Source organism: Sphingopyxis chilensis (assembly GCF_035930445.1).
Taxonomy (GTDB): Bacteria; Pseudomonadota; Alphaproteobacteria; order Sphingomonadales; family Sphingomonadaceae; genus Sphingopyxis; species Sphingopyxis chilensis.
Map to the genome: position 1 here is coordinate 822,577 of NZ_CP142394.1, position 22,717 is coordinate 845,293.

The following is a 22,717-nucleotide window of genomic DNA, read 5'->3' on the forward strand; positions in this document are numbered from 1 at the left end:
TGTCCGATCGAGGCGCCGATTCTCGGCGAAGCGAACTGATGAAAAAGGTTCGGCGGCGGGACACGGCGCCCGAGATGCTAGTGCGTCAACGTCTGCACGCGCGCAGTTGGCGATATCGTTTGCAGGTCAAATCGCTCCCAGGAACCCCCGACATCGTGTTCGTAGCGCGGCGTGCGGTGATTTTCGTGAATGGTTGCTTTTGGCACGGGCATGATTGCAAAGCGGGCCGCCCACCCAAGTCGCGGCCGGAGTTCTGGGCCCCCAAACTGGCTGCCAATAGAGAGCGTGATGCTCGAAAAGTGGCGGAGCTAGTGGCGGCGGGTTGGCGAGTAATGACGGTATGGCAATGTAGTCTGAAAAATCTCGACGCGACGATCGACGCGATCGAAAATTTCTTGAATAGCGATACGTCGCTTGCGGAGACACGCGGGGACTCGCGAGCGAAGCAGGGGCAGAAGTAAGAATGTCGAGTAAAAATAAGCCGGGCTCTCCTGCGGGTAGCGCGAGTTGGGTCTTTGAGAATAATCCGCGAATGGGCGGCGCGGCGGGTGAGGCCTTCACCAACACGCTCGCGTCATCGGGGATGCCGCCAGCCGCCGTGCTGGCGCGCGAAGCGATCCAGAATAGCGTCGATGCGAAAGCGGAAGAGGGGGCGAAGGTCGCCGTCGATTTCGTCGCGAGATCGCTGGCCGGGAAAGCCAAGGCCGATTTCGTGGAGGCGGCCGGTCTCCATGCGCTCGTCGATCGCGCCCCGGTCCTCGACTTGAAAGACCCGAATTGCTTCGCCTCGCTTTCGGATGAGAAGGCCGCCCTGGGGCTCTTGTTCATTGACGACTATAATACGACCGGGTTGGAGGGTGATCCGAGCGAGCCGGATTCGAAATTCCATCGCTTCCTGTTGTCGCTGGGTGACGGCGGAAAGGAGCATGACGAGCACGGAACCGGCGGATCTTATGGCTTCGGAAAATCCGTATATAGCTCAAACTCGGGCATTCTTTCGATTTTTGCATACAGCCGTACGAAGGACGGTAACGGCGATCCGCTTTCGATCCTTTTCGGATGTGGCTATTTTCGTAAGCATAAGCACGGCGGCGCGCATTATACCGGGCGGTCTTGGTTCGGCGCCGACAAATCCGATCCCGCCGGTCACGGACAGCAGATCGTCGAGCCGCTGCGCGATGCGGAGGCCGATGCCGCGGCTAAGCTGCTCGGCTTCGCGGAGCGCGGTCCGGACGATCTCGGAACGTCGGTTTTGATCGTCGATGCACAAGTCGCTGCCGACGACATTTTGCGAGGCGTCGAAGATTGGTGGTGGCCGCGCATTCTGTCCAATCAACTCGACGTCAAAGTCGTGGATGTCGATGGAAAGGCGACGCTGCCGCGCCCAAAAAAGCGTCCGGATCTATTGCCGTTCATCGAGGCTTATTTCTTGGCGATCGGTACTTCGCCGCCCAACGGAAAGACCGACTTTCACAAGGGGTTCAACAAGAGCGAGAATGTCTCGCTCGGCGCATGTGGCTTCAAAGTGCTCGAGAAGAACGAGAAGGACGAGTTCGTCGTACCCGAGGAGCGCGTAGATGCGATCGCGCTCGTTCGTTCGCCGAAGATGGTGGTCGCCTATCACCGGCAGTGGAACGTGCAGACACCCGCCATGGCCGGTGCCTTCGTCGGACACGACGATATCGACGATATTCTGCGCGCGGCCGAACCGCCCGCTCACGATCGCTGGGACTTGGACGCGCGCCGCTTGCACGATGCCACCGGTCGCCGCCGTGCCATCGTCGGCAAGGTCTTGAACGGCATCAAGCGGTCGTTGAAGCAATGCCAAAGTACGGCGTCGCCACCGCCACCGCCGAGGCCGAAAAGGCTGACTTTGCTCGAACGTACGCTGGCGACCTTCCTGACGCCGTCGAAGAAGGGGGCGCCGCAAGGCCCCGGAGCGTCTGCCGCTCCGATCCATCTATCCTACGATGCCGAACCACGTGCGGAAGCACTCGGTGATAAGCTCCGTCTGACCGCCACGTTCAGCGTTCGCTTGAAGGCCGACGAGGACGTCGATTCTATCCGCGCTCGCGTCAAGGTGTCATGCCCGGTCATCGAGGACGGCCAAGTCGGTGATTCGATCGCCCTAGAGATCGCCTCGACTGCGGAACTCGCCGCGGACACGACGAAGGAGGGCTGGTCGCAATTCGACCTCGGCACCAAGTCGGTGCGGTTCGAGTGCAAGAGCGAGGCGTACGACCCGCTTTGGACAGTCCGCTTCGTCCCCGAAATAGAACCTGTCGAGGAGACGGTCTGATGGCGACCCAGCAATGGCACCGCGAAGAACCGCGAGACGTTCGTCCGTTCTTTGCCGCGATCAATGCCGAGCGCTGTCTCGATGCGAGCGGACTTCGCCTCTTCGCCAATGGCGACGTGATGCAGGACGCGTCGTTCGAGCTCGACGAGATCGACTTCAAAAAATTGGAACCGGTCGTGCATATCGCGGTCGCGGATCCCTCGAAGTGGCTCCCTGCGGAGCTTGCGATCGACGAGCTCGAGCTAACGCTGATCGCGCGACACGGCTTCTTGAAGCGTTCGGAAATTCTCGCGAGCGTATCGCTCGGGGATCCGCTGCCCAGCACCTGGTCTATATCGGCAGACGCGCTGGCGCGGTTCGGGGGCGGACGCAACATGCTCGTCACGCTGGCGATTTGTTTGCGAAGCGATCGTGCGCCTGCTCCGGGCTCGCCGTTCGTGCCGGGGCATTGGATCGCGAAAAAGTCGTTCTTGCTTCGTTCGCGATCGATGCCGACCCTGTTCGATCTGCGCGTCCGCACCGACGAAGAATGGACAGCGGCCGGCTACCCGCCGAAGACTTTCTATTCCGTCGAATATCTCGGTGGGATCGATGCCGAATTGGAGGAAGGAGCGTCGGTAGCGACCGTCTACGTGCACGCGGACGCGCACAATAAAATGGTGTCGAGTCAGATTGGCGAAGCGCTGCAACCGATGCTCGGCGCGGAAATCATCGCAGCTATCCTCGTCGAAAGCCTCAAGGATTGGCAAAACGCCGACCAGGTCGATCCAGCGAGCCCGCTTACGACTTTGTTGAAGCAGCTCGGCAAGGAAAAGCCGCTGACGCTGCAGGGGCTACAAGCCCTAATTTCCCGACCCTCGCTGCTCAAAGCGACGCTCCAAGATCGTTTGTCGGTCGTGGCCGCGGTGAAGTAGAAACCCCACATGTCTTATCCCGTCATCGGCAAGGCCGAAGCTCGCGCGTACCTCGGCGCAATCACCTCCGCAGTGGAAGCGGATGCGGAACCTCCCGCGCCGCCCGAACCACGATCCAACGACGCCGGCCCCGACGAGGATTGGGACGGTATCGCGACGGAGATTTTCGCGCGGCTGGATAAAGCTCGCGTCGCCGCCGACGATAAGGGGCAGAATTCCGGCTCCTATTTCGAAGTGGTGGCTGGCCCGGAAATTCACGCCGTCCTCCCTGATCATCCCGCGCTCGCCGACCCGGAATTTTGGATTTGGCTCGCGCTCGTCCCGTGCGCGTCGATCGTGCGTTGGCGATACGGCGAAGGAAATAACACCCGCAATTTCGGACTCGGCGGACCGGGCGAGAATTTCATGTATCGGTTGTGGCTCCGGGCCGAGATCGGATATTTCGAAGAAAGCGACGATGTCTACGCTCTGGCCCGCGTCGGAGATATCGACTTCTGGCGGAGCCATGTATTCCGGCAAGGCTATGGTGACGTCCGGCATTTCGTGCGAGCGCTGGTCCGCTATCAGTTTCCCGCAGATAATGGCGGAAAGCCGCGTCTTAAAACGGTCGAGATAAGAGAACTCGCGAAAAGGCTGAAAAGAGCTCGATCCAATCTCATGTTTGAGCTAATGACGATGGAACGAGCATCCCAATTCATCGAATCGGAATGGGAGACGCTCGCCTTCGAAAGCGCATGAGGGTGTTTCTTGAGACAGAGTTTTTCGCGTCGGAACGGTAAAATCGTTCGATCTCTAACAGTTAACGGGATCGCGACGGAAACGAGTATCAACGACCTCGGCGATCCCGATATCGCTCCAACCGCGGCGTGGTGGCAATCGCTGCTGCGCGGCGAACATCCTCGTCCCGATCGACCCGAGAAGAATTTCCGTGTCGTCGATGCATTTTGCGGTCCCGGCGGCCTCGCGCTCGGCGTCCGCTCCGCAATCGAAGCGGTGGGTGGGCACGCCGAATTCGTCGCCGTGATCGATACCGACGCGACGGCCATCGATATCCACCGGCACAATATGGGAGCGCATCGCGCCCTGTCGTCGAGCGTGGCGACCATGGTCGATTTCCACGTGCTCGGCCTCGGCGAGGCGGCGACCTTCGGCTACGAGCCCGAAATCGTCCACCCGGATTTGGCAAACGTCGGTTCGGTCGACATGTTCATCGCGGGCCCGCCGTGCCAGGGGCACTCCAATCTCAACAATCATACGCGCCGGCAGGATCCGCGCAACGAACTTTACGTCGCTGCCGCGGCGATGGGCGTCGCCCTCGGCGCCGAGACGATCGTCATCGAAAACGTCCCGACGGTGCAGAATTCACATTCGGAAGTCGTCGCGACCGCGATCGGCCTTTTACGCTCTTCGGGATACGGCGTGTCGTCCGGCGTTTTGCGGGCCGACGAACTTGGTGCCGCGCAGCGCCGAAATCGCCATTTTACTGTCGCGGTGAAGGGCAGGGCGCTTGAGAAAAACTATTTGGCCGAGGCCGCTGCTCGCCTCGCTTCACCGGCTATGCCGTTGTCGTGGGCAATCGAAGACCTTCTGGATATCGAGAGCGACAGGATGGTTGATACCGCGCCTACTCCGACGGCCGTAAATGCAGCCCGGATCGACTATCTTTTCGACCACGATATTTACGATCTGCCCGACGCTCAGCGTCCAGACTGCCACAAAAACGGGACAACCTATACGTCCGTCTACGGCCGTATGTACTGGGATCGGCCGGCTCAAACGATTACGACCGGTATCGGCACGCCGGGGCAGGGGCGATACGTTCATCCAAAACGGCGCCGTGTAATCACACCGCACGAGGCCGCTCGCATTCAAGGGTTCCCCGACTGGTTCATTTTCGATCCCGACTTCATGCCTGTGAAGCGCAAAAATTTGGCGAAGTGGATCGGAGATGCTGTTCATCCGATTTTAGGGTACGCTGCAGGGCTCGCGGTGCTGGCGGCACGTCACGAAGCGGAGGGTCTCGAAAGCCGCACAACGCTTGAGGCAGCTTAGAGATCGTAGGAGCGGACCACCGCATCGATGAGCGCGATACTTTGTCGGTAACGGGTGTAGGTTCGTGATGAGGGGCTCGCGGCGAATCTCGAATAATTCGTCGGCGATAAGGCCGCTTTCACACCATTAGAAAGAGCAGGTCTGATCTGGGTATTGTGAGTCCCTGAGGCGGAATTTGAGTCAGCTTCCGCGGAACGCGACAATTATTCTACCCTTTTTGTGACAGTCAGGTTGCGCCTTCCGTAGCGTAAACTGTTGCTTTTGTGCCACTAATCGACAGAAAAGCCCTGTGTTCTCGCGCGCGCGCGTTGACGCGGCCCGGCGGGGCGTTAGACCGGCGCTTCACTGCCGGGCATCTCCCGATAAGCCTTTGGCTGCGCCACGGCGGTTTTGGAGAGAGGACCTGTCATGATTTTGCGCAACATTTTGTTGGGCGGCACTATGCTGTGCGCCGCCACTATCCCGGCCCACGCCTTCGCCCAGGATGCCGCGCCGGCCGAGGACACGGCGGCGCCCGCCGATACCACCGACTATGGCAACGAGATCATCGTCACCGCGACGAAGCGGTCGCAGACGTTGCAAGACACGCCCGTCGCCGTTTCGGTGACCTCCGGCGCCGACCTTGAAAATGCGCAGATCCGCGACCTCATCGACCTCCAGTCGGCGGTTCCCAGCCTCCGCGTGTCGCAGCTCCAGTCGAGCGCCAATACGAACTTCATCATCCGCGGCTTCGGCAACGGCGCGAACAATGCCGGTATCGAACCGTCGGTCGGCGTCTTCATCGACGGCGTCTATCGCTCGCGTTCGGCCGCGCAGATCGGCGACCTTCCCAATGTCGAGCGCGTCGAGGTGTTGCGCGGGCCGCAGTCGACGCTGTTCGGCAAGAATGCGTCGGCGGGCGTCATCAGCATCGTCACGCGCAAGCCGCAATATGAATTCGGCGGCTCGATCGAGGCGACCTACGGTAATTTCGACGCAATCACCGTCAAGGGCGACATCACCGGCCCGATCAGCGACACCGTCGCATTCTCGATCGGCGGCAATTTCAACCGTCGCGACGGCTATGCGCAGGATCTCGCGCTCGACACCGACGTCAACGACCGCAACCGCTGGGGCGTGCGCGGCCAGCTCCTGTTTGAACCGACCGACGCGCTCAGCATCCGCCTGATCGGCGATTACGACAAGATCGACGAAAATTGCTGCATCGCGGGCAATGTCATCGCCGGTCCGACCATCGCGATCACCGATGCGCTCGCCGGCGGCACCAGCGTCGATCGCGAAAATCCCTTCTCCTATGACGTCTACAATAATTTCCTGTCGTCGAACGAGATCGAGAATTACGGCGGCTCGGCGCAGATCGACTATGACCTCGGCACGATGGCGCTGACCTCGATCACCGCCTATCGTCAGGTGCGCGCGCTGACGAACCAGGATTCGGACTTCACCGCCGCCGACCTGATCGGTGAGAACAGCCAGGATCTTGGCATCGACACCTTCACCCAGGAAGTCCGCTTGACCTCCGACTTCGACGGGCCGGTCAACTTCCTGCTCGGCGGCTATTATTTCAACGAAAAGATCGACCAGAAGAATGGCCTGCTGTTCGGCGACGATTTCCGCCCCTACGGCGATGCGTTGATCCAGCAGGCGAGCGGCGGCGCGCTCAGCGTCGGGACGCTCGAGGGTGCGCTCGGCGCCTATGAAGGCGATCCGACGAAATATCTCGGCACTTTCTTCCGCGCCGGCGACGGTTTCGACGAAGCCTATCGCCTGAAGAACGAGGCGTTCTCGATCTTCGGCACCGTCGATTTCGACGTCACCGACCGGCTGACGCTGACCGCCGGCGCCAACTATACCAAGGACAAGAAGCGTTTCTCGACCGACGTGGTCAGCACCGACACCTTCTCGGCGATCGACCTCGACGCCGGTGCCTATGCGCCGTTCCGCAACCAGCTGCTGCTCGGCGGCGCGCTGCAACAGGCGGGCGTCAATCCGAACGACCCGGCCGCCGTGGCCGCTTTCGCGACGAATCCCGCGACGGCGCCGATCTTCCAGCAGTTTGTCGCCTTCGCCGATGCCAACGACAACAACCCGGCGGCGAACCCGCTCAACGGGCTGAAGGCGTTCCAGTTCCTGCCGCCATTCCTGAACCTGCCGAACGCGGTCGAATCGGGCAAGACCAACGACAGCGATCTCGCGTGGAGCGTCCGCGCCGCCTATGAGCTAACCGACACGGTCAACGTCTATGCGACCTATGCGACGGGGTTCAAGGCCAGCTCGGTCAACCTGTCGCGCGACAGCCGCCCGCTCGCCAGCGACCTTGCGGCGATCGAAGCGGCGGGGCTGACGACGCCGAACCTCGCCTCGGGCTCTCGCTTTGCGGCGCCCGAAGAATCCGAAGTCTATGAATTCGGCCTCAAGGCGAACTGGTCGGTCGCGGCGCTGAACCTCGCGGTGTTCAAACAGTCGATCAAGGGCTTCCAGTCGAACGTCTTCACCGGCACGGGCTTCGCGCTTGCCAACGCCGGCAAGCAGTCGACCTTCGGCGTCGAATTCGACGGGTCGGTGCGTCCGGTCGCCGGGCTCAACCTCAACCTCGCGGTCACTTATCTCGACGCCAAATACGACAGCTTCGTCGGCTCGGCGTTCGGCGACCTTTCGGGGCGCAAGCCCGCGGGCATTCCCGACCTGTCGGTTTCGATGGGCGGCACCTATACCCACGAATTCGCCGGCGGCACGCGCGCGATCGCGCATGTCGATTATCAGTATGAAAGCCCGACGCAGATCGTCGACGGCCTGAACGGCTTTCCTGAAAGCGTCGCGCAGAATCTGAAGCGCGAGGTGAACCAGCTCAACGCGTCGTTCACGCTGGCGCTGACCAACGGGCTCGAAGTCGGTGTGTGGGGCCGCAACCTGACCAACGCGCAATATCTGACGACGATCTTCAACGCCGTCGCGCAGGCGGGCAGCGTCTCGGGCTATCCCAGCCAGCCGCGCACCTATGGCGGCACCGTCCGCTTCAAATTCTGATCGAGGGCGGCCGGGCGGCAATGCGCCCGGCCCTCCCGGCGACGGACAAAAGAAACCCCGGCCTCTCGATGGAGAGGCCGGGGTTTCTTTTTTGGCGTTGCCGCCTAGGCTATCAGAATCGCACACCCGCCGCGATGCCATAGCGGCGCGGTTCGAGCGTGAAGATATTGGTGTAATTCCCCGACGACTGGTCGGTGATGTACAGGCCGGTGACGCTGTTGGCGTCGAAGACGTTCTGGATGAACCCCTTCACATACCATTTGTCGTCGGGGCCGTTCAGCTGCAGCTGGGCATTGACCTGGGCATAGCCCTTGATCCGGTTGACGTTACCGTTGAAGATGCTGCCATAGCTTTCGCCGGTATAGGCGAGGTCGACACGCGGGACGAGCGTCATGTCGCCGTCGCCCAGTCGCGCGGTATATTGCACGCCCGCGCTGAACTTGTAGTTCGGCGCCTGCGGCAACTGGTTGCCCTTGATGTTGACGGGGATGCCGGCGGAGAAATATTCGATCCCGCCGAAGGCTGCCGGATCTAGCCCCGCCGCTGCGAAAGCGCCGGCCGCTGCGGCATCCATGACCGAACAGATGCTGAAGGCGCCCGTCGAAGCGATGCCGCCGTCCGCCGGAAACGTCGTAGTCGGTTGCAGATTGGCGCCAGCGGCTACACCGGGGACGAAGCCTCCGTTGATCACCTGCTGGACGCCGTTCACGAAGGCGTTGACCCCTGCGGCGTTGCCCGAGGTCGACGCGATCGCGCAGTTCGCGGCATTGGTGATGTCCTTGATGATCACCGCGTCGCTCCGGCCGCCGCCGAAGTCGCGGGGGTTGCTCGTGAACTTGTCGTCGGTGACTTTGCTGTGCAGGTAGCTGAAGCCCAGGTTGACGACGACATCGGGGTCGGGCCGGACGATCGCTTCGGCCTCGAAACCATAGATGTCGGCGCTGACATTGTCGTTGACCGCGGTGCGGGCGACGATCTTGCTGAGCTGCAAATCCTTGTACTTATAATAGAAGGCGGTGAGGTTCAGCTGGAGCGCCCCGTTGCCGAAGGTGTTTTTCGACCCGATTTCGAACGCATCGACCTGTTCGGGCCGGAAGCTTTCGGGCACTTCGAAGATCGGCTGCAGCGGCGGATTGATGCCGCCCGATTTATAACCGCGCGAATAGGAAGCATAGAGCAGGTTGTCGTCGGTGACCTTGAAGTCCAGCACCGCGCGGCCGGTCAGTTTGTTGAACTTTACCGTGCGTTCTTGAATAATCTGGTTGCCTGGCGTCCCGGGGTCGGCGTCGAACGAGCCGACGAACGGCGAGTCGAACACGCTGCCCGTCCCTCCGTGCGGAGCAAGGAAGCTCGCCAGAGTGGAACGCGCCCTGACGCTCTTCTTGTCATTGTTGTAGCGAAGCCCGGCGGTCAGTTTGAGGCGGTCGCTGAACTCGAAATAGGCTTCGCCGAACAAGCCGTACGACGTGATCTTCAAATCGTCGGTGTTGTTGCGGAAGAAAGGCGTCGCGAGGAACGATGGCGGCAAGGGCGCGGCGATCGTCTGCCCCGGATTGTCCGGGTCGGGCACGCGGTTGGTCGCCGCGGTAAAGGCCCCCAGAACGCCGGTCAGATAGTCGATGGGAAAGGCGTTCACATAATAGCTGTTCTCGGTCAGATGGTAATCGGCATAGATACCGCCGACCAGGAAGTTGAACGGCCCGTCGAGGTCGCTCGACAAAATGCCCTCGACCGACCAGCTGCTGTTATACTGGTTCGACCGGTCGAACTGGAGCGACTGATCGCTACAGATCTTGTTGCCGCCGAAGCTGCCATAGCCACTTTCCTCGGCCAGCGATGTGCAGAGCTGGCCGTTCGGCCCGTCCGGAATGATCGCGGCGGCCACAGGGCCGAAATAGGCGTTCGACAGGATCGGATTGCCGCCGGCGTCCACCCCCAGCGGGATGGGATTCGCGGCGAAGAAGGCAAGCGTGTTGAGAGCGGTCGCATAGAGGGAGCGGTCTCCGACATTGCTGTTATAGTCCTGCGATGCGTCGAGCTTGACCTTCTGATACTGGCCCGAAACCTGCAACGACACTGGCCCGAAATTATGCTCGATCTGGCCCTGCAGCGTCAGTTCGCTGGTGAAATAGCTCGGCGTATAAGCGGTGTTCACCGTTCGCGGATCCGACGGGATCGTCGTATTGGCATAGACGTCGGGGCCATAAAGGCTGCCGAGCGCGAACGATTCCGGGATACCGCGAATGGCGAGGAACTCGCGCGAGGTCAGCGCCGCGGTGAAGGTCGCGTTGCCGTTGAACGGCGAATTGTCGAGGCGGCTGTTCAGACAACCGAGAATGCCGGTCGGGTCGCGCTGGCACAGCTGTTTCTGGATGCGCGTGCGCTGGTCCTTTTCGCGAAAATAGGAAGCGAGCAGGTCGACCGTCGTGTCGGGGGTCGGTTCCCAACGGAACGAGCCGCGGACCGAATAGAGGTCGCGGTCGTCGATGCGCGTGTCGAGGAACTCGTTCTTCGTATAGCCGTCGCGGTTGAGGTAGATGCCGGCGACGCGGATGCCCGCCGTATCGCCAAGGGGGATGTTGACCATCGCCTTGGCCTTCATCGAATCATAATTGCCATATTCGGCTTCGGCGGCGGCTTCGAAGACGCCGAGCTTGGGCTTGGCGGTGATCACGTTGACCACGCCCGAGGTCGCGTTGCGGCCAAACAAGGTGCCCTGCGGCCCGCGCAGCACTTCGATGCGTTCGAGGTCGAAGAATTCGGTTTCGAACAGGCGCGTCGAAAACAGCGGGTCGCCATTCAGGTGGATCGCGGTCGCGCTGTCGCAGGTCGTGCCGACGCAAAGGTCGCCGATGCCGCGGATCGTGAAGCTGGCGCCCGTGAAATTGGTCTTGGTGAAGGTGACGTTGGGCAGGGTCAGCTGAAGATCGGACGGCGTCTTGATCTGTTGCGCTTCGAGCGCCTCGGTCGAGAAGGCGCTGACCGCGATCGGCACGTCCTGCAGGCGTTCCGACTGGCGCTGCGCCGTGACGACGATTTCGCCGCCGAAAGCATCGCGTTCCACTTCATCCGCCGCATCCTGCGCATAGGCCGGTGTCGCCACCGTCATCGCAAGGATCGACGTTCCGATCAGTGCCTTGAACTTCATCTACAGCCTCCCTTTTTCGATCCCGCAAGGTGCGGGGCCGCCCAACATCAAATTGTGGTAAGGGGAGGGGAAACGACCAGACATGGCAAAGGGCACCCGGCCGAAACGGCCATGTGCCCTCGTGAATCCCACCTGCCAGCTGCGCTGGTCATCGTCCTCTCCCACCGGCGTCGGGGAAAACGCCGGCCTCTCCGGAATACGACCCGCTTGAGCGAGTTCTGTATGGCAAGGAAGGTGCGCCGAGTTGACGAAAGCGTCAAGTAACTTGTTGAGCCCAAAAAAGGACGCGAAACCGCGCCTCTTCGAACGCATAAAAAGCGAAGATTCCGCAACGTAAACTTGGCGGGCTGGCATAAATTCTTGTTGTCCGGGCCTTGCTTATCGGCTCAGGCACGTCGAAATGTGCGACATGATGGCAACAGTGAAGGCGGGGCGATGAGCGACGACAAGAGTGAATTGGGACCCGATGGCAAGGTGATCGTGCCCGACCACGTCGCCGACGCCGTCCGCACGCTGATCGAGTGGGCGGGCGACGATCCGGCGCGCGAGGGCCTGCTCGATACGCCGCGCCGCGTCGCGCGCGCCTGGAAGGAATATTGCTCGGGCTATGCCGACGACCCGTCGGTCCATCTCTCGCGCACCTTCGAGGAGGTCGGCGGCTATGACGAAATCGTCCTCCTGCGCGACATCCCGTTCCAGTCGCATTGCGAACATCATATGGCGCCGATCACTGGCAAGGCGTCGATCGCTTATCTGCCGCGCGACCGCGTCGTCGGCATCTCCAAACTCGCGCGCGTGCTCAACGGCTATGCGCGGCGGCTGCAGGTTCAGGAACGGCTGACCGCCGAAGTCGCGCGTTGCATCTGGGACAATCTCCACCCGCATGGCGTCGCGGTGGTGATCGACGCGCAGCACGGCTGCATGACGGGGCGCGGCGTGCGCACCCCCGGCGTCGGCATGGTGACGAGCCGTCTGCTCGGCTGCTTCCTCGACGACGAGCGCAGCCGCAAGGAAGTGCTGAGCCTGATGGGCTACTGAATCAGCGGCGCCACATCCGCAAGAGCTGGTACTGGACCGCCTGCAGCCGCGTGAAGTTCGCGGGCTCCATCTTGCCACCCTCCAGCGCGGCCACCTCGTTGAGTTCGTACATCAGGTTCCGGTGCTGGACGTCGGGGATCAGGCTCTGGATGAAGGTGATCGCGACAAGGCGCTCGCCGCGCGTCACCGGTTCGACTTCGTGCAGCGTGTGCGAGGGATAGACGACAGCGACCCCAGGCGCCTCCTTGAAGCGCAAATCGGCATTCCCCAACTGCACATGCAGCGCGCCGCCGTCATAATCGGCGGGGTCGTTCAGGAACACCGTGCAGCTGACGTCGGTGCGCAGCTGGCCGTCGGGCAGCGGGATATAGGCCGCGTCGGGATGCAGTCCGTAATTCATGCCCGGCGTGTAACGCGTCAGCAGCGGCGGGGCGATGCGCGCCGGAAAGGAGAATTCCATGAAGTCGGGATTCTGCACCATCGCATCGAGCAAAATCTTCGACGAGCGTTCATAGGCGCCCGCGTCGTGCAACTGCAGGTTGTTCTTTACCGTCGAATGAGGGTTGCTGATCTTGCCGTCGACGAACTTGCCGCTCGCGGCAATTTCGCGCAGCGCGCGCACCGCATTGTCATCGAGCAACTGGACTAGCTTGAACATCGGACTTCCTGGATCACGCTCTGATCGCCGAGGATCGGCAGGTCGGCAAGGTTTGTATAGCGCGCGGCGAGTGCTTCAACCCATGCGATCGCTTCGGCGATGGCCGGGGCATGGTCCGCCGCCGCCTGCGCCTGCAATTCGCGGCGCAGGTCGGGAGTATAGCCATGCTCGGGCGCCTTCGAATATTGCCGCATGATGGGGCCAGCGAGCGCTGCTTCGATGCGCGCCGGATCGATCGGCAGTCCGAAATGCGTTGCTTGCGCCATCAGCGCGGCGGCGGGATCGGCCAGCATCGCCTCGAAATCGACCCACAGGCGGCGCGGATCGTCGGGCGGCAGCCTGCGCTGCGCGGTCGCCATTTCGCAAAGCCAGCTCATCGCGACGCGCGTGACGGGCGGCAACTGCCACAGCGCATGGGGAAAATCGGGAAGCAGGGCCGCGAGCCGCGCCATGCGCGCGGGCGCCTGCGCCAGCGTCTCGGCCATCGACGCTTCACCGGCCAGGATCGTCTCGAGATAGCGGGGAAGCGGGACATGGAGGAACAGCGCACGGCCGTCGGTGCCCGTCAGATCGTCGGCGACGGCGGTGATCACGCTCGACGCCTTCACCATCGCGCGCTGACCGGGGGCGAAGCCGCGGCCGAGCCAGCCGAGGGTTTGCGCGAGGCGCGTGCGGTAAAGCTCGGGTGACCAGACCGACTCGGGCCGCTCGATCCGCTCAGCGACCTGCGCGAGCGTGCGCAGCAGCATCGGCTCGCGCAGCGGCAGCACATCGCCAGCCTCGGCGAGCAGGCGCGATACGAGCGTCGATCCGACGTGGCCGATATGAAAGATGAAATGCGGACCCGCCGCCGCAGCGCCGAGGTCGGGCAAGGCGTCCCACGCCATCCACTCACGCCCGACGCGATCGGTCAGCAGGCGCTGGTCGAGAAAACTCGCGGCGCGATAATCGGCCTCTGCCAGCAGCGCGACCAGCACCCGGTCGTTCGCCAGGTCCGCCATATGCGGCAACAGGCTCGCGTCAGCGGCGAAACGGGACTGGAAAGGATCGTCGGCCATCGCCTGCCGCCATAGGAGGGGCGGCGCGGGTTGGCCAGATGGAAGAGCCGGCGACGGGCTGCTGGCCGATCGCCACCCTTCGCGGATCGCGCAAATGAAAAGGGCCGCGCTTCCTCCCGGAAACGCGGCCCTTTCAATAGGCTTTCGCTGAAAAAGCTCAGGCTTCTTCGGCCTCGTCCGCGGCCGGAGCATCCTCGGCAGCGACTTCCGAAGGCGGCGTCGCGTCTTCGAACTCGTCTTCGCTGTCGGGTTCCAGCGCCGCGGCGGCGGCTTCGGCCTGTTCTTCCTCGAACATCGCGGCGATGACGTCGATGCCCTGCTTCTGCATTTCGGCTTCGTCGGGCGAACGCGCGACGTTGACGCCGACGGTCACCACGACCTCGGGGTGCAGCTTGACCTTGACGTCGACGAGACCGAGCGACTTGATCGGGCGCTCGAGCTCGACCATCGCCTTGGTGACGCCCTGGACGCCGTCTTCGACAAGCGCTTCGACGATGTCGCGAACCGCGACCGAGCCGTAAAGCTGGCCGGTGTTCGACGCCTGGCGGATCAGGACGATCTGTTTGCCGTCGATGTCCTTGGCGCGGCCTTCGGCGTCGGTGCGACGCTCGGCGTTGTCGGCCTCGATCTTCGCGCGGTTGGCTTCGAACAGCTTGCGGTTGGCGTCGTTCGCACGGAGCGCCTTGTTGTTCGGGAGCAGATAGTTACGGGCAAAGCCGTTCTTGACGGTGACGACGTCGCCGATACCGCCCAGTTTCTCGATACGTTCGAGCAGGATGATTTCCATCGGTCCGCCCTCCTTACTTCACAATGTAGGGGAGCAGGCCGATGTGGCGCGAGCGCTTGATCGCTTTCGCCAGCTCGCGCTGCTTCTTGGTGGACACCGCGGTGATCCGCGACGGGACGATCTTGCCACGCTCCGACAGGTAACCCTGGAGCAGGCGGACGTCCTTGTAATCGATGACCGGTGCGTCCTTCTGGCTGAAGGGGCAGGTCTTGCGGCGGCGGAAAAAGGGTCGTGCCATGGTCGTTATCCTTATTCTTCGCCGTCGCGGTCACGGCCACCACGGCCACCACGACGTTCCTGCTTGCGCATCATCACCGACGGACCCTTTTCGAGTTCGTCGACCTTGATGGTGAGCCAGCGGATGATATCTTCGTTGATCGCAGCCTGACGCTCGATCTCTGCAATCGCTTCGCCCGACACTTCGGCCGACAGCATCACATAATGACCCTTGCGGTTCTTCTGGATCTTGTAGGCGAGCTGCTTCAGGCCCCAGGTCTCGGTCTTGTGGACCGTGCCCTTGAATTCGCCGATGACGTTGGTGACGGTTTCCGCCAGCGCGTCGACCTGAGCCTGGCTCAGGTCCTGACGCGCGATAAAGACATGCTCGTAAAACGGCATGGTGCGCTTCCTTCGATTTGGCCGATCGCTGGTTTCGCGCCAATCGCGAAACCCCTCCGGCTGTCGTCCGGCTTTGCGAAATTGGTGCAAAGCAAACGGGGCGAACGGCACAAGGCCTCGCCCCGAATGAGCGCGCCTATACAGATTCGCGGCGAGAACGCAAGGTTTCTTCGTCCTTCTCCCGCAAGGGGAGAAGGGATCAGGGTAGCTTTTCCAGCAATTCGCGCCCGAATTCGGTGAGCGTGTCGTCGCGCGCGCCGAGGATCAGGATGCGATCGCCGGGCTTCGCTTCATCGAGGATCGCTGCGCCGCAGTTGGCGCGCGTCGTCAGATGGACGGCGTCGGCCCCCCCCGCGACGATGTCGGCGACCAGCGCTTCGCTGCCGATACTACGGTCGACGGTGCCGCCGAAATAGACGGGGTCGCATACGAAGAGTTTATCTTCGGGCCGCATGCCCGCGGCAAAGCTGGCCGCGAGCTCCTTGCCCATCTGGCGCAGCGGGCCATAGCCGTGGGGCTGGAAGAAGAGCAGGGCGCGTCCCGGCAGTTCGGCCACGGCGCCGAGCGTCGCGGCGACCTTGTCGGGATTGTGCGCGAAATCGTCGATCACGGTGACGTCGCCAGCCTGGCCGAGCACTTCGTAGCGGCGCGCAAGGCCCGCGAAATCCGCCAGCGCCTCGACCGCCTGCGCGATGGTCACGCCCGCCGCCTCTGCCGCCGCGATCGCGGCGAGCGCGTTGGCGGCATTGTGGCGGCCGGGCATCCGCAGCTTCACCCGATAGGCGGTGCCGCCCGAATGGACCGCGAAGCGGCACCCATCGGGCAGCGCCTCGAAATCGCTGCCGCGCACCGTCGCCGTGTCGGCGAAGCCGAAGGTGACGACATTGTGCCCCGACAAGAGCGGCGCGGACTCGCTGTCGTCGGCATTGATCACCGCAACGCGCGCTTTCTCGACGAAATCGCCGAACAGCTGGTGAAGTTCGGCGAGGCTCTTGTGGTCGAGGCTGATGTTGGTGATCACCGCGACATCGGGCGCATATAGCGCGATCGACCCGTCGCTTTCGTCGACCTCGCTCACATAGATGTCCGCGTCGCCGACGAGCGCGCTGGCGAAAGGCATGTCCGCACCCGAAAAATTACGCATCACCGCGCCGTTCATCACGGTCGGCTTCTTTCCCGCGCTGGCGAGGATCCAGCCGATCATTCCGGTCACGGTCGACTTGCCGCTCGTTCCCCCGACGCCGATCGCCTTGTCCGCTGCGTTGAACAGCGCCGCATTCAGGTCGGCGCGCGTCATGCGCGGGAGGCCGAGCGCATCGGCCGCAGCGACATCGGGCACGCTGTCCTCGATCGCCGCCGACGCGACGAGAATCTGTCCATCCTTCGGCCCGCTGCCGTCCTGCGGATAAAAGGCAATGCCCTGGCCTTCGAGCCAGGCGAATTTGTCGGGCGTCCGGCCCTGGTCGCGGCTGCGATCCGACCCCGAGACCGCCGCGCCGCGCGCCGCGACGATCATTGCGAGCGGCAACATGCCCGACCCGCCGATGCCGCAGAAGAAATAGGATTTGTTTTCCGACATGGCGGCGCGATATGGGCTTGGCTCAAATTTGGCAAGGCAGGGCAGGGGACAGGATTTGCGTATCGGCATCGTCGCTCCTTCGACCCCCATCCTCCCCGATGATGCGGAGGCGGTGCGCGCGCTCGCCAGCCTAGGCTATCCCGACGTCGAGCTCATATTCGACCCGCAATGCTTCGCGACGCACGGCCATTTCGCGGGCGAGGACGGGCACCGCTTCGCCGCGCTCGTCGAAATGGCGAACCGGCCCGATATCGACGCGGTGTGGTTCGCGCGCGGCGGTTACGGCGCGTGCCGGATCGCCGGGGAAGCGGTCGCCGCGATGACCGATGCGGCGCGGAGCAAGGCGTTTCTTGGCTATTCGGATCAGGGCAATCTGCTCGGCGCGCTCTATCGCGACGGCTTCGACCATGTCGCGCACGGGCCGATGGTCGCCGATATCCGCCGCGAAGGCGGCGACGCCGCCGTTCTGCGCGCGCTCGACTGGCTCGTCGCGCGCGATCCTGCGGCGTGCGAGCCCGGGCTCGAACATGGTGCGCGCCACGCCGCGTTCAACCTGATGACATTGTCGATGCTGCTCGGCACCCCGCTAGAACCCGATCTGTCGGGGCATGTCCTGCTTGTCGAGGAGGTCAGCGAATATCTCTACGCCCTCGACCGCGCCTTTTTCCATGTTGCGACCTATCTCGCGCCGCGCGGGCTCGCGGGGCTGCGGCTCGGGCGCGTCAGCGACGTGCCCGAAAACGACCGTCCCTTCGGCATGGAGGCCGATGAAATCGCCCGCGACTGGTGCGCGCGGTGCAATATCCCCTGGCTCGGCCGGGCCGACATCGGCCACGACGCCGCGAACAAGGTCGTGCCCTTCGGCTTGCATCGCGCGGGGTGAGGGAATAGGCGCGGCCCAATTCAAAATCACGCTAGGGGACGCAATATGCGCGCATTCATCTTTCCGGGTCAGGGCAGCCAGTCGGTCGGTATGGGCAAGGCGCTCGCCGACGCTTCGGCCATCGCGCGCGAGGTGTTTCAGGAGGTCGACGACGCACTCGGCCAGCATCTTTTCAAGCTGATGAGCGACGGTCCCGAGGACCAGCTGACCCTCACTGAAAATGCCCAGCCCGCGATCATGGCGAATGCGATTGCAACGCTGCGTGTGCTCGAAAAGGAAGGTGGCGTGACGCTCGCCGCCAAGGCCGATTATGTCGCGGGTCACAGCCTCGGCGAATATAGCGCGCTTTGTGCCGCGGGGACGTTCGACCTTGCGACCACGGCGCGGCTTTTGAAGACGCGCGGGCAAGCGATGCAGGCGGCGGTGCCCGTCGGCGTCGGCGCGATGGCGGCGCTGCTCGGCGCCGATATCGACACCGCTCAAAAGCTCGCCGATGCCGCCGCCGAGGGCGAGGTTTGCACCGTCGCCAACGACAACGACCCGTCGCAGGTCGTGATCTCGGGCCACAAGGGCGCGGTCGAACGCGCAGTCGCGCTGGTCAAGGATTATGGCATCAAGCGCGGCGTGCTGTTGCCCGTCTCCGCACCCTTCCATTGCCCGTTGATGCAGCCCGCGGCCGACGCGATGACCGAGGCGCTCGGCGCCAACCCGCCCAAGCCGCCGCTGGTGCCGGTGGTGGCGAATGTCACCGCGAGCCCGGTGAGCGATGGCGACCAGATCCGCGATTTGCTGGTCCAGCAGGTCACCGACCGCGTCCGCTGGCGCGAAAGCGTCGTCTCGATGGAAGATATCGGGGTCACGCAGTTCGTCGAATTCGGCGGCAAGGTCCTCTCGCCGATGGTCAAGCGCAGCGCGAGTGGAGAGGTCGAGACGGTCAGCGTGATTTCGATGGACGACATCGAAGCGCTGCTCAAAACGCTCTAAGATTCAGATTTCAGGAGAATAAGATGTTCGATCTCACCGGCATGACCGCCCTCGTCACCGGCGCCTCGGGCGGCATCGGTTCTGCCATCGCGCAGGCGCTTGCCGCGCAGGGCGCACGGCTCGCGGTGTCGGGTTCCAACGCCGACAAGCTGAGCGCCTTTCGCGATACCCTCGGCGGCGACCATGTCGCGCTGCCGTGCAACCTCGGCGATGCCGCCGCCGTCGATGCGCTCGTGCCCTCGGCGGTCGAGGCGCTCGGGCAGCTCGATATCCTCGTCAACAACGCCGGCGTCACGCGCGACAATCTGATCATGCGGATGAAGGACGAGGAGTGGATGGACGTCATCCGCATCAACCTCGAGGCCAATTTCCGCCTCGCGCGCGCCGCCGCGAAACCGATGATGAAGGCGCGTTTCGGCCGCATCATTTCGATCACCAGCGTCGTCGGCGCGACCGGCAATCCGGGGCAGGCCAATTATGCCGCGTCGAAGGCGGGCGTCACCGGCATGACCAAGGCGCTGGCGCAGGAACTGGCGAGCCGCGGCATCACCGCGAACTGCGTCGCGCCCGGCTTCATTGCGACCGCGATGACCGACGATTTGCCGGACGCGCAGAAAGAAGCGCTCAACCAGCGCATCCCGGCGGGCCGGATGGGAGAGGGCAGCGATATCGCCGCCGCGGTCGTCTATCTCGCGTCGAAGGAAGCGGGCTACGTCACCGGGCAGACGTTGCATGTGAACGGCGGCATGGCCATGCTGTCCTGAGGGGCGATCCCGCCGGACGGAAAGACGAGTCGATGATGAAGACCTGGATGGCGGGCGCCGCGCTGGCGTTTGCGACACTCCCCGCTGTGGTCGCGGCGCAGGAAGGCGAAAAGCTCGACTGCGTCGTCGCTTCGGTGCCGGGCGACATGAGGGAGTCGATCGGCGAGTCGATGGCGGGCAGCGGCGACGATGCGTCGCGCGAAGCATTGTTCAAGAATCTGGCGACGGTTGTCGACAGCTGCGTCACGGCTCACGGCATCACGGCCGAGCAAAAGGGTCATTATTTCGACTATAGCCTTGCGCGCATCGCGCGCGAATGGCTGGCGGCGGATATCGGAAAGCTCAACCTGTCGCCCGCGGTCGTCGACAAGGCGCTCGACTTCGGGCCGAACGGGGCGAATCCCGACCTGTCGACCGACATGACCGAAGAGCAGATCATGAAGATCGTTCAGGCCTATATCGAAGCCGACGTCGATATCGAAAAGGTCGACGGTGCGGCATGGGAGAAGGTCGGCGCCTACGCCGCGGCGACCTCGATCTACTGGAACAAGCGCAAGCAGATCGCGCCCTGACAGCGAAGGGGCCGGGTCCGGTTCAACCGGACCCGGCCCTCGGGACGAGCGGAGAGAGGGGTCAGAAGCTCGCCCGGGCCGTCAGGCGGAAATCGCGGCCCGCCAGCGGCACATAATCCTTGGTAAAGCTTGCGTGGCGGCGCGCCTCGACATCGAAAATATTATTCGCCGACAGGCTGAGCGTCAGATTCTTCGTGTCGGGAAGCGGACGCCAGCTTAGCGAGGCGTTGACCAAGGTGAAGCCGTCGGTCGGCGTCTCGAACTGCGCAACGCGCGTCTGGTCGTCGGTCCATTCGACTTCGACGCGCGCATCGACGCGTTCGCCCTGCGCCTCGAGCCCGCCCAATACGCGCAGCGGCGGGATGCGCGGCACATTGCGGTCGAGCCCCGCGTTCTTGATCTTCGCGCGCGTCATGTCGGCGGTGACGTCGCCGATGATGTTGAAGCCGCCGATCTGCGCCAATCGTGCGCTCGCCTCGGCCTCGAAGCCATAGACGCGCGCGTCGCGCTGGAAATATTGGAAGACGGGCAACTCATCCTCTTCGGCGCCAGTCGCCGCCGAATAGATGAAATTGTCGAACCAGTTCGAATAGCCGGTGAGGCTGAGGTTGAAGGCGTCCGACTTGAACTTGAACGAAGCTTCGGCCCCCCAGTTGGATTCGCGCTTCAAATTCGGGTCGCCGAGCTCGAAGCTCTGCGTCGCGATATGCGGGCCGTTCGACAGCAATTCCTCGGCCGACGGCGCACGCACCGCGCGCGATACCGAAACACCGAACTTCGCGCCGTCGAATATGTCATAGGTCGCGCCAAGCGCACCCGAGAAGCTGTCGAAGTCGCGCTCGAAGCCCAGCGTCTGCGCGCGCACATTGGTCTTTTCATAGCGCGCCGCGGCTTCGAGCCCCAGCGGGCCCATCGTATATTCCTGCAGCGTGAAGAGCGCGAACTGGTCGGTCAGGTTGCGCGGGACAAAGGCTTCGGCGCCGATCGCGTTGAAATCGCGGTGGCTGTACTGCACACCGCTCGCGCCGCGCCAGCCGCCGCGGTCGTTCTGCGCCAGCTCGACCCGGCCTTCGATGCCCTGGTTGGTGAAGACGGTGCCGACTTCGTCGCCCTCGAACTCGGTGTGCTTGTAATCGGCAAAGCCCGCGCGGATGCGCAGCTTGTCGAAAAAGCCGTCGCCCAGCTCGACTTCGCCGCGCAGGTCGGCGCGCCATTGCTTCATGCCGATGGTGACCGGGCCTTCGCCGTGGTCGTGGCCGCCTTCTTCCTCCTCGCCTTCATGCTCGTGCGCGGTGTTCGGGCGATCGGGCACGCCATAATTAGTGTCGAAATAGCCGATCGAAATGCCGAGCTGCCCGCCGTCGTTGATCAGCGACAGGCCGCCGCCCGCGGTCCAGGTCTCGCTTTGGGTGTTGTCGACCTTGCCGCGCTTGCCCGCCTGTTCGGTCAGCTCCGCCGCTTCGTCGGCATGGCCTTCCTCGAGTTCATGTTCGGCAAGGTGGAGCAGGTCGCCGCGAATATCGGGGGCATAGACATAGCCGCCCGAACGCACATCGCCCGTCTTGCGCCAGCTGCCGTCGAGATGCGCGACGATCTGGGGGCTCAGCGCGACGTCGATCGAACTGCCGATGTTGCGGTCGTTGGCTGCGGTCGCATAGCCGCCGATGGCATCGACATGGACGTGGTCGGCGGGCACCTTCCTCGGAATCCGGCGGTCGAACAGGTTGACCGCGCCGCCGATCGCCTGACTGCCGAACAGCAGCACCGCGGGGCCGCGCAGGATTTCGATGCGCTCGACGGTCAGCGGGTCGATGGTGACCGCATGGTCGGCGGAGGTGTTCGACGCGTCGATCGATCCGATACCGTCGGTCAGAACCTTGACGCGCTCGCCCGAAAAGCCGCGGAGGACGGGACGCGATGCGCCGGGCGAGAAGCTCGTCGCCGAAACGCCCGGCTGGCGGGTCAGCGTGTCTCCGATCTGGCCGCGAATGTCGCGCGCCAGCTCGTCGCCCTCGAGCACCGAGACGTTGCCGAGGATGTCGAGGCTGCGGACATAGGGCGCGGTGACGATGATCGGGTCGCCGGTATGAACATCGTCATCGCTGCCGGTGGCGCGATCCTGCGCGAAAGCGGGCGCGGCGAGGAAAAGGGCAAGGGAAAAACCGGCGGAACAAAGCAAACGCATGGAGGGAGAGTCCTGTTGTTATTGCGACCTGATGGCGGGGCAGTAATGATATATTGTCACAAAAACAAGCCCCGGAGCCCCGCTTGATTGCTGTTCGTCGGCCCTCGATCCCCGTTGGTCGACAAAGGCGCGTCATCGGCGCGGCAAGCGA

19 protein-coding genes are annotated in these 22,717 nt (G+C 63.3%); 11 read left to right on the plus strand and 8 right to left on the minus strand.

What is annotated here, in order from left to right; all coding sequences use genetic code 11:
- Positions 1–38: 38 nt before the first annotated feature.
- The 6 genes from VSX79_RS03755 to VSX79_RS03780 all read left to right on the plus strand — a co-directional run bounded on the left by VSX79_RS03755 (position 39) and on the right by VSX79_RS03780 (position 8,292).
- Complete coding sequence (locus tag VSX79_RS03755) at positions 39–461, plus strand: very short patch repair endonuclease (RefSeq protein ID WP_326914461.1); 423 nt, start codon at positions 39–41, stop codon at positions 459–461.
- Between the two features lie 71 nt (positions 462–532).
- Positions 533–2,299, plus strand: a complete 1,767-nt coding sequence (locus VSX79_RS03760; RefSeq protein ID WP_326914462.1) for a hypothetical protein — start codon at positions 533–535, stop codon at positions 2,297–2,299.
- A complete protein-coding gene (locus VSX79_RS03765) occupies positions 2,299–3,213 on the plus strand; it encodes a hypothetical protein (RefSeq protein WP_326914463.1) in 915 nt (304 codons plus the stop codon). Before VSX79_RS03760 ends, VSX79_RS03765 begins: the two co-directional genes overlap by 1 nt.
- A gap of 9 nt (positions 3,214–3,222) precedes the next feature.
- Entirely contained in the window at positions 3,223–3,951 is a 729-nt protein-coding gene (locus VSX79_RS03770; protein WP_326914464.1) for a hypothetical protein, read from the plus strand.
- Positions 3,952–3,960: 9 nt separating this feature from the next.
- Positions 3,961–5,265 carry a DNA cytosine methyltransferase gene (locus VSX79_RS03775; protein ID WP_326914465.1) on the plus strand — a complete coding sequence of 435 codons (1,305 nt, stop codon included), beginning with the start codon at positions 3,961–3,963 and terminating at the stop codon, positions 5,263–5,265.
- Positions 5,266–5,673: 408 nt separating this feature from the next.
- Positions 5,674–8,292 (plus strand): TonB-dependent receptor, encoded by a 2,619-nt coding sequence (locus VSX79_RS03780; protein WP_257018403.1) that lies wholly within the window; start codon positions 5,674–5,676, stop codon positions 8,290–8,292.
- Positions 8,293–8,404: 112 nt separating this feature from the next.
- Here the strand turns inward: VSX79_RS03780 and VSX79_RS03785 are convergent, their stop codons facing one another.
- A complete protein-coding gene (locus tag VSX79_RS03785; RefSeq protein WP_179499836.1) occupies positions 8,405–11,440 on the minus strand; it encodes a TonB-dependent receptor in 3,036 nt (1,011 codons plus the stop codon).
- Positions 11,441–11,875: 435 nt separating this feature from the next.
- On the opposite strand from VSX79_RS03785, the gene folE reads away from it, so the two are divergent.
- Positions 11,876–12,478 carry a GTP cyclohydrolase I FolE gene (gene folE, locus VSX79_RS03790; RefSeq protein WP_179499837.1) on the plus strand — a complete coding sequence of 201 codons (603 nt, stop codon included), beginning with the start codon at positions 11,876–11,878 and terminating at the stop codon, positions 12,476–12,478.
- A 1-nt stretch (position 12,479) separates the two neighbouring features.
- Here the strand turns inward: folE and VSX79_RS03795 are convergent, their stop codons facing one another.
- From VSX79_RS03795 to VSX79_RS03820, 6 genes are all read right to left on the minus strand, one after another.
- Positions 12,480–13,136, minus strand: coding sequence for a Fe2+-dependent dioxygenase (locus VSX79_RS03795; RefSeq protein WP_179499838.1), 657 nt, complete (start codon positions 13,134–13,136; stop codon positions 12,480–12,482).
- Positions 13,124–14,194, minus strand: coding sequence for a hypothetical protein (locus tag VSX79_RS03800; protein ID WP_326914466.1), 1,071 nt, complete (start codon positions 14,192–14,194; stop codon positions 13,124–13,126). Before VSX79_RS03800 ends, VSX79_RS03795 begins: the two co-directional genes overlap by 13 nt.
- Positions 14,195–14,351: 157 nt before the next feature.
- Positions 14,352–14,981 (minus strand): 50S ribosomal protein L9, encoded by a 630-nt coding sequence (gene rplI, locus VSX79_RS03805; protein WP_179499840.1) that lies wholly within the window; start codon positions 14,979–14,981, stop codon positions 14,352–14,354.
- Positions 14,982–14,994: 13 nt separating this feature from the next.
- Entirely contained in the window at positions 14,995–15,219 is a 225-nt protein-coding gene (rpsR, locus tag VSX79_RS03810; RefSeq protein ID WP_037517582.1) for a 30S ribosomal protein S18, read from the minus strand.
- Between the two features lie 11 nt (positions 15,220–15,230).
- Positions 15,231–15,599 (minus strand): 30S ribosomal protein S6, encoded by a 369-nt coding sequence (rpsF, locus tag VSX79_RS03815; RefSeq protein ID WP_179499841.1) that lies wholly within the window; start codon positions 15,597–15,599, stop codon positions 15,231–15,233.
- Positions 15,600–15,798: 199 nt separating this feature from the next.
- The gene (locus VSX79_RS03820) at positions 15,799–17,178 is read right to left on the minus strand and encodes a Mur ligase family protein (RefSeq protein WP_326914467.1); all 1,380 of its coding nucleotides are present in this window, start codon (positions 17,176–17,178) and stop codon (positions 15,799–15,801) included.
- A gap of 55 nt (positions 17,179–17,233) precedes the next feature.
- On the opposite strand from VSX79_RS03820, the gene VSX79_RS03825 reads away from it, so the two are divergent.
- From VSX79_RS03825 to VSX79_RS03840, 4 genes are read left to right on the plus strand one after another with little or no spacing between them, the layout of a single operon-like run.
- Positions 17,234–18,061 carry an LD-carboxypeptidase gene (locus tag VSX79_RS03825; protein WP_179499843.1) on the plus strand — a complete coding sequence of 276 codons (828 nt, stop codon included), beginning with the start codon at positions 17,234–17,236 and terminating at the stop codon, positions 18,059–18,061.
- A 45-nt stretch (positions 18,062–18,106) separates the two neighbouring features.
- Positions 18,107–19,045, plus strand: coding sequence for an ACP S-malonyltransferase (fabD, locus tag VSX79_RS03830; RefSeq protein ID WP_326914468.1), 939 nt, complete (start codon positions 18,107–18,109; stop codon positions 19,043–19,045).
- A gap of 23 nt (positions 19,046–19,068) precedes the next feature.
- On the plus strand, positions 19,069–19,809 hold the full coding sequence (gene fabG, locus VSX79_RS03835; protein ID WP_179499845.1) for a 3-oxoacyl-[acyl-carrier-protein] reductase: 741 nt from the start codon (positions 19,069–19,071) through the stop codon (positions 19,807–19,809).
- A 32-nt stretch (positions 19,810–19,841) separates the two neighbouring features.
- The gene (locus VSX79_RS03840; RefSeq protein ID WP_179499846.1) at positions 19,842–20,381 is read left to right on the plus strand and encodes a hypothetical protein; all 540 of its coding nucleotides are present in this window, start codon (positions 19,842–19,844) and stop codon (positions 20,379–20,381) included.
- A gap of 61 nt (positions 20,382–20,442) precedes the next feature.
- Here the strand turns inward: VSX79_RS03840 and VSX79_RS03845 are convergent, their stop codons facing one another.
- Entirely contained in the window at positions 20,443–22,566 is a 2,124-nt protein-coding gene (locus VSX79_RS03845) for a TonB-dependent receptor (protein WP_326914469.1), read from the minus strand.
- Positions 22,567–22,717 lie beyond the last annotated feature (151 nt).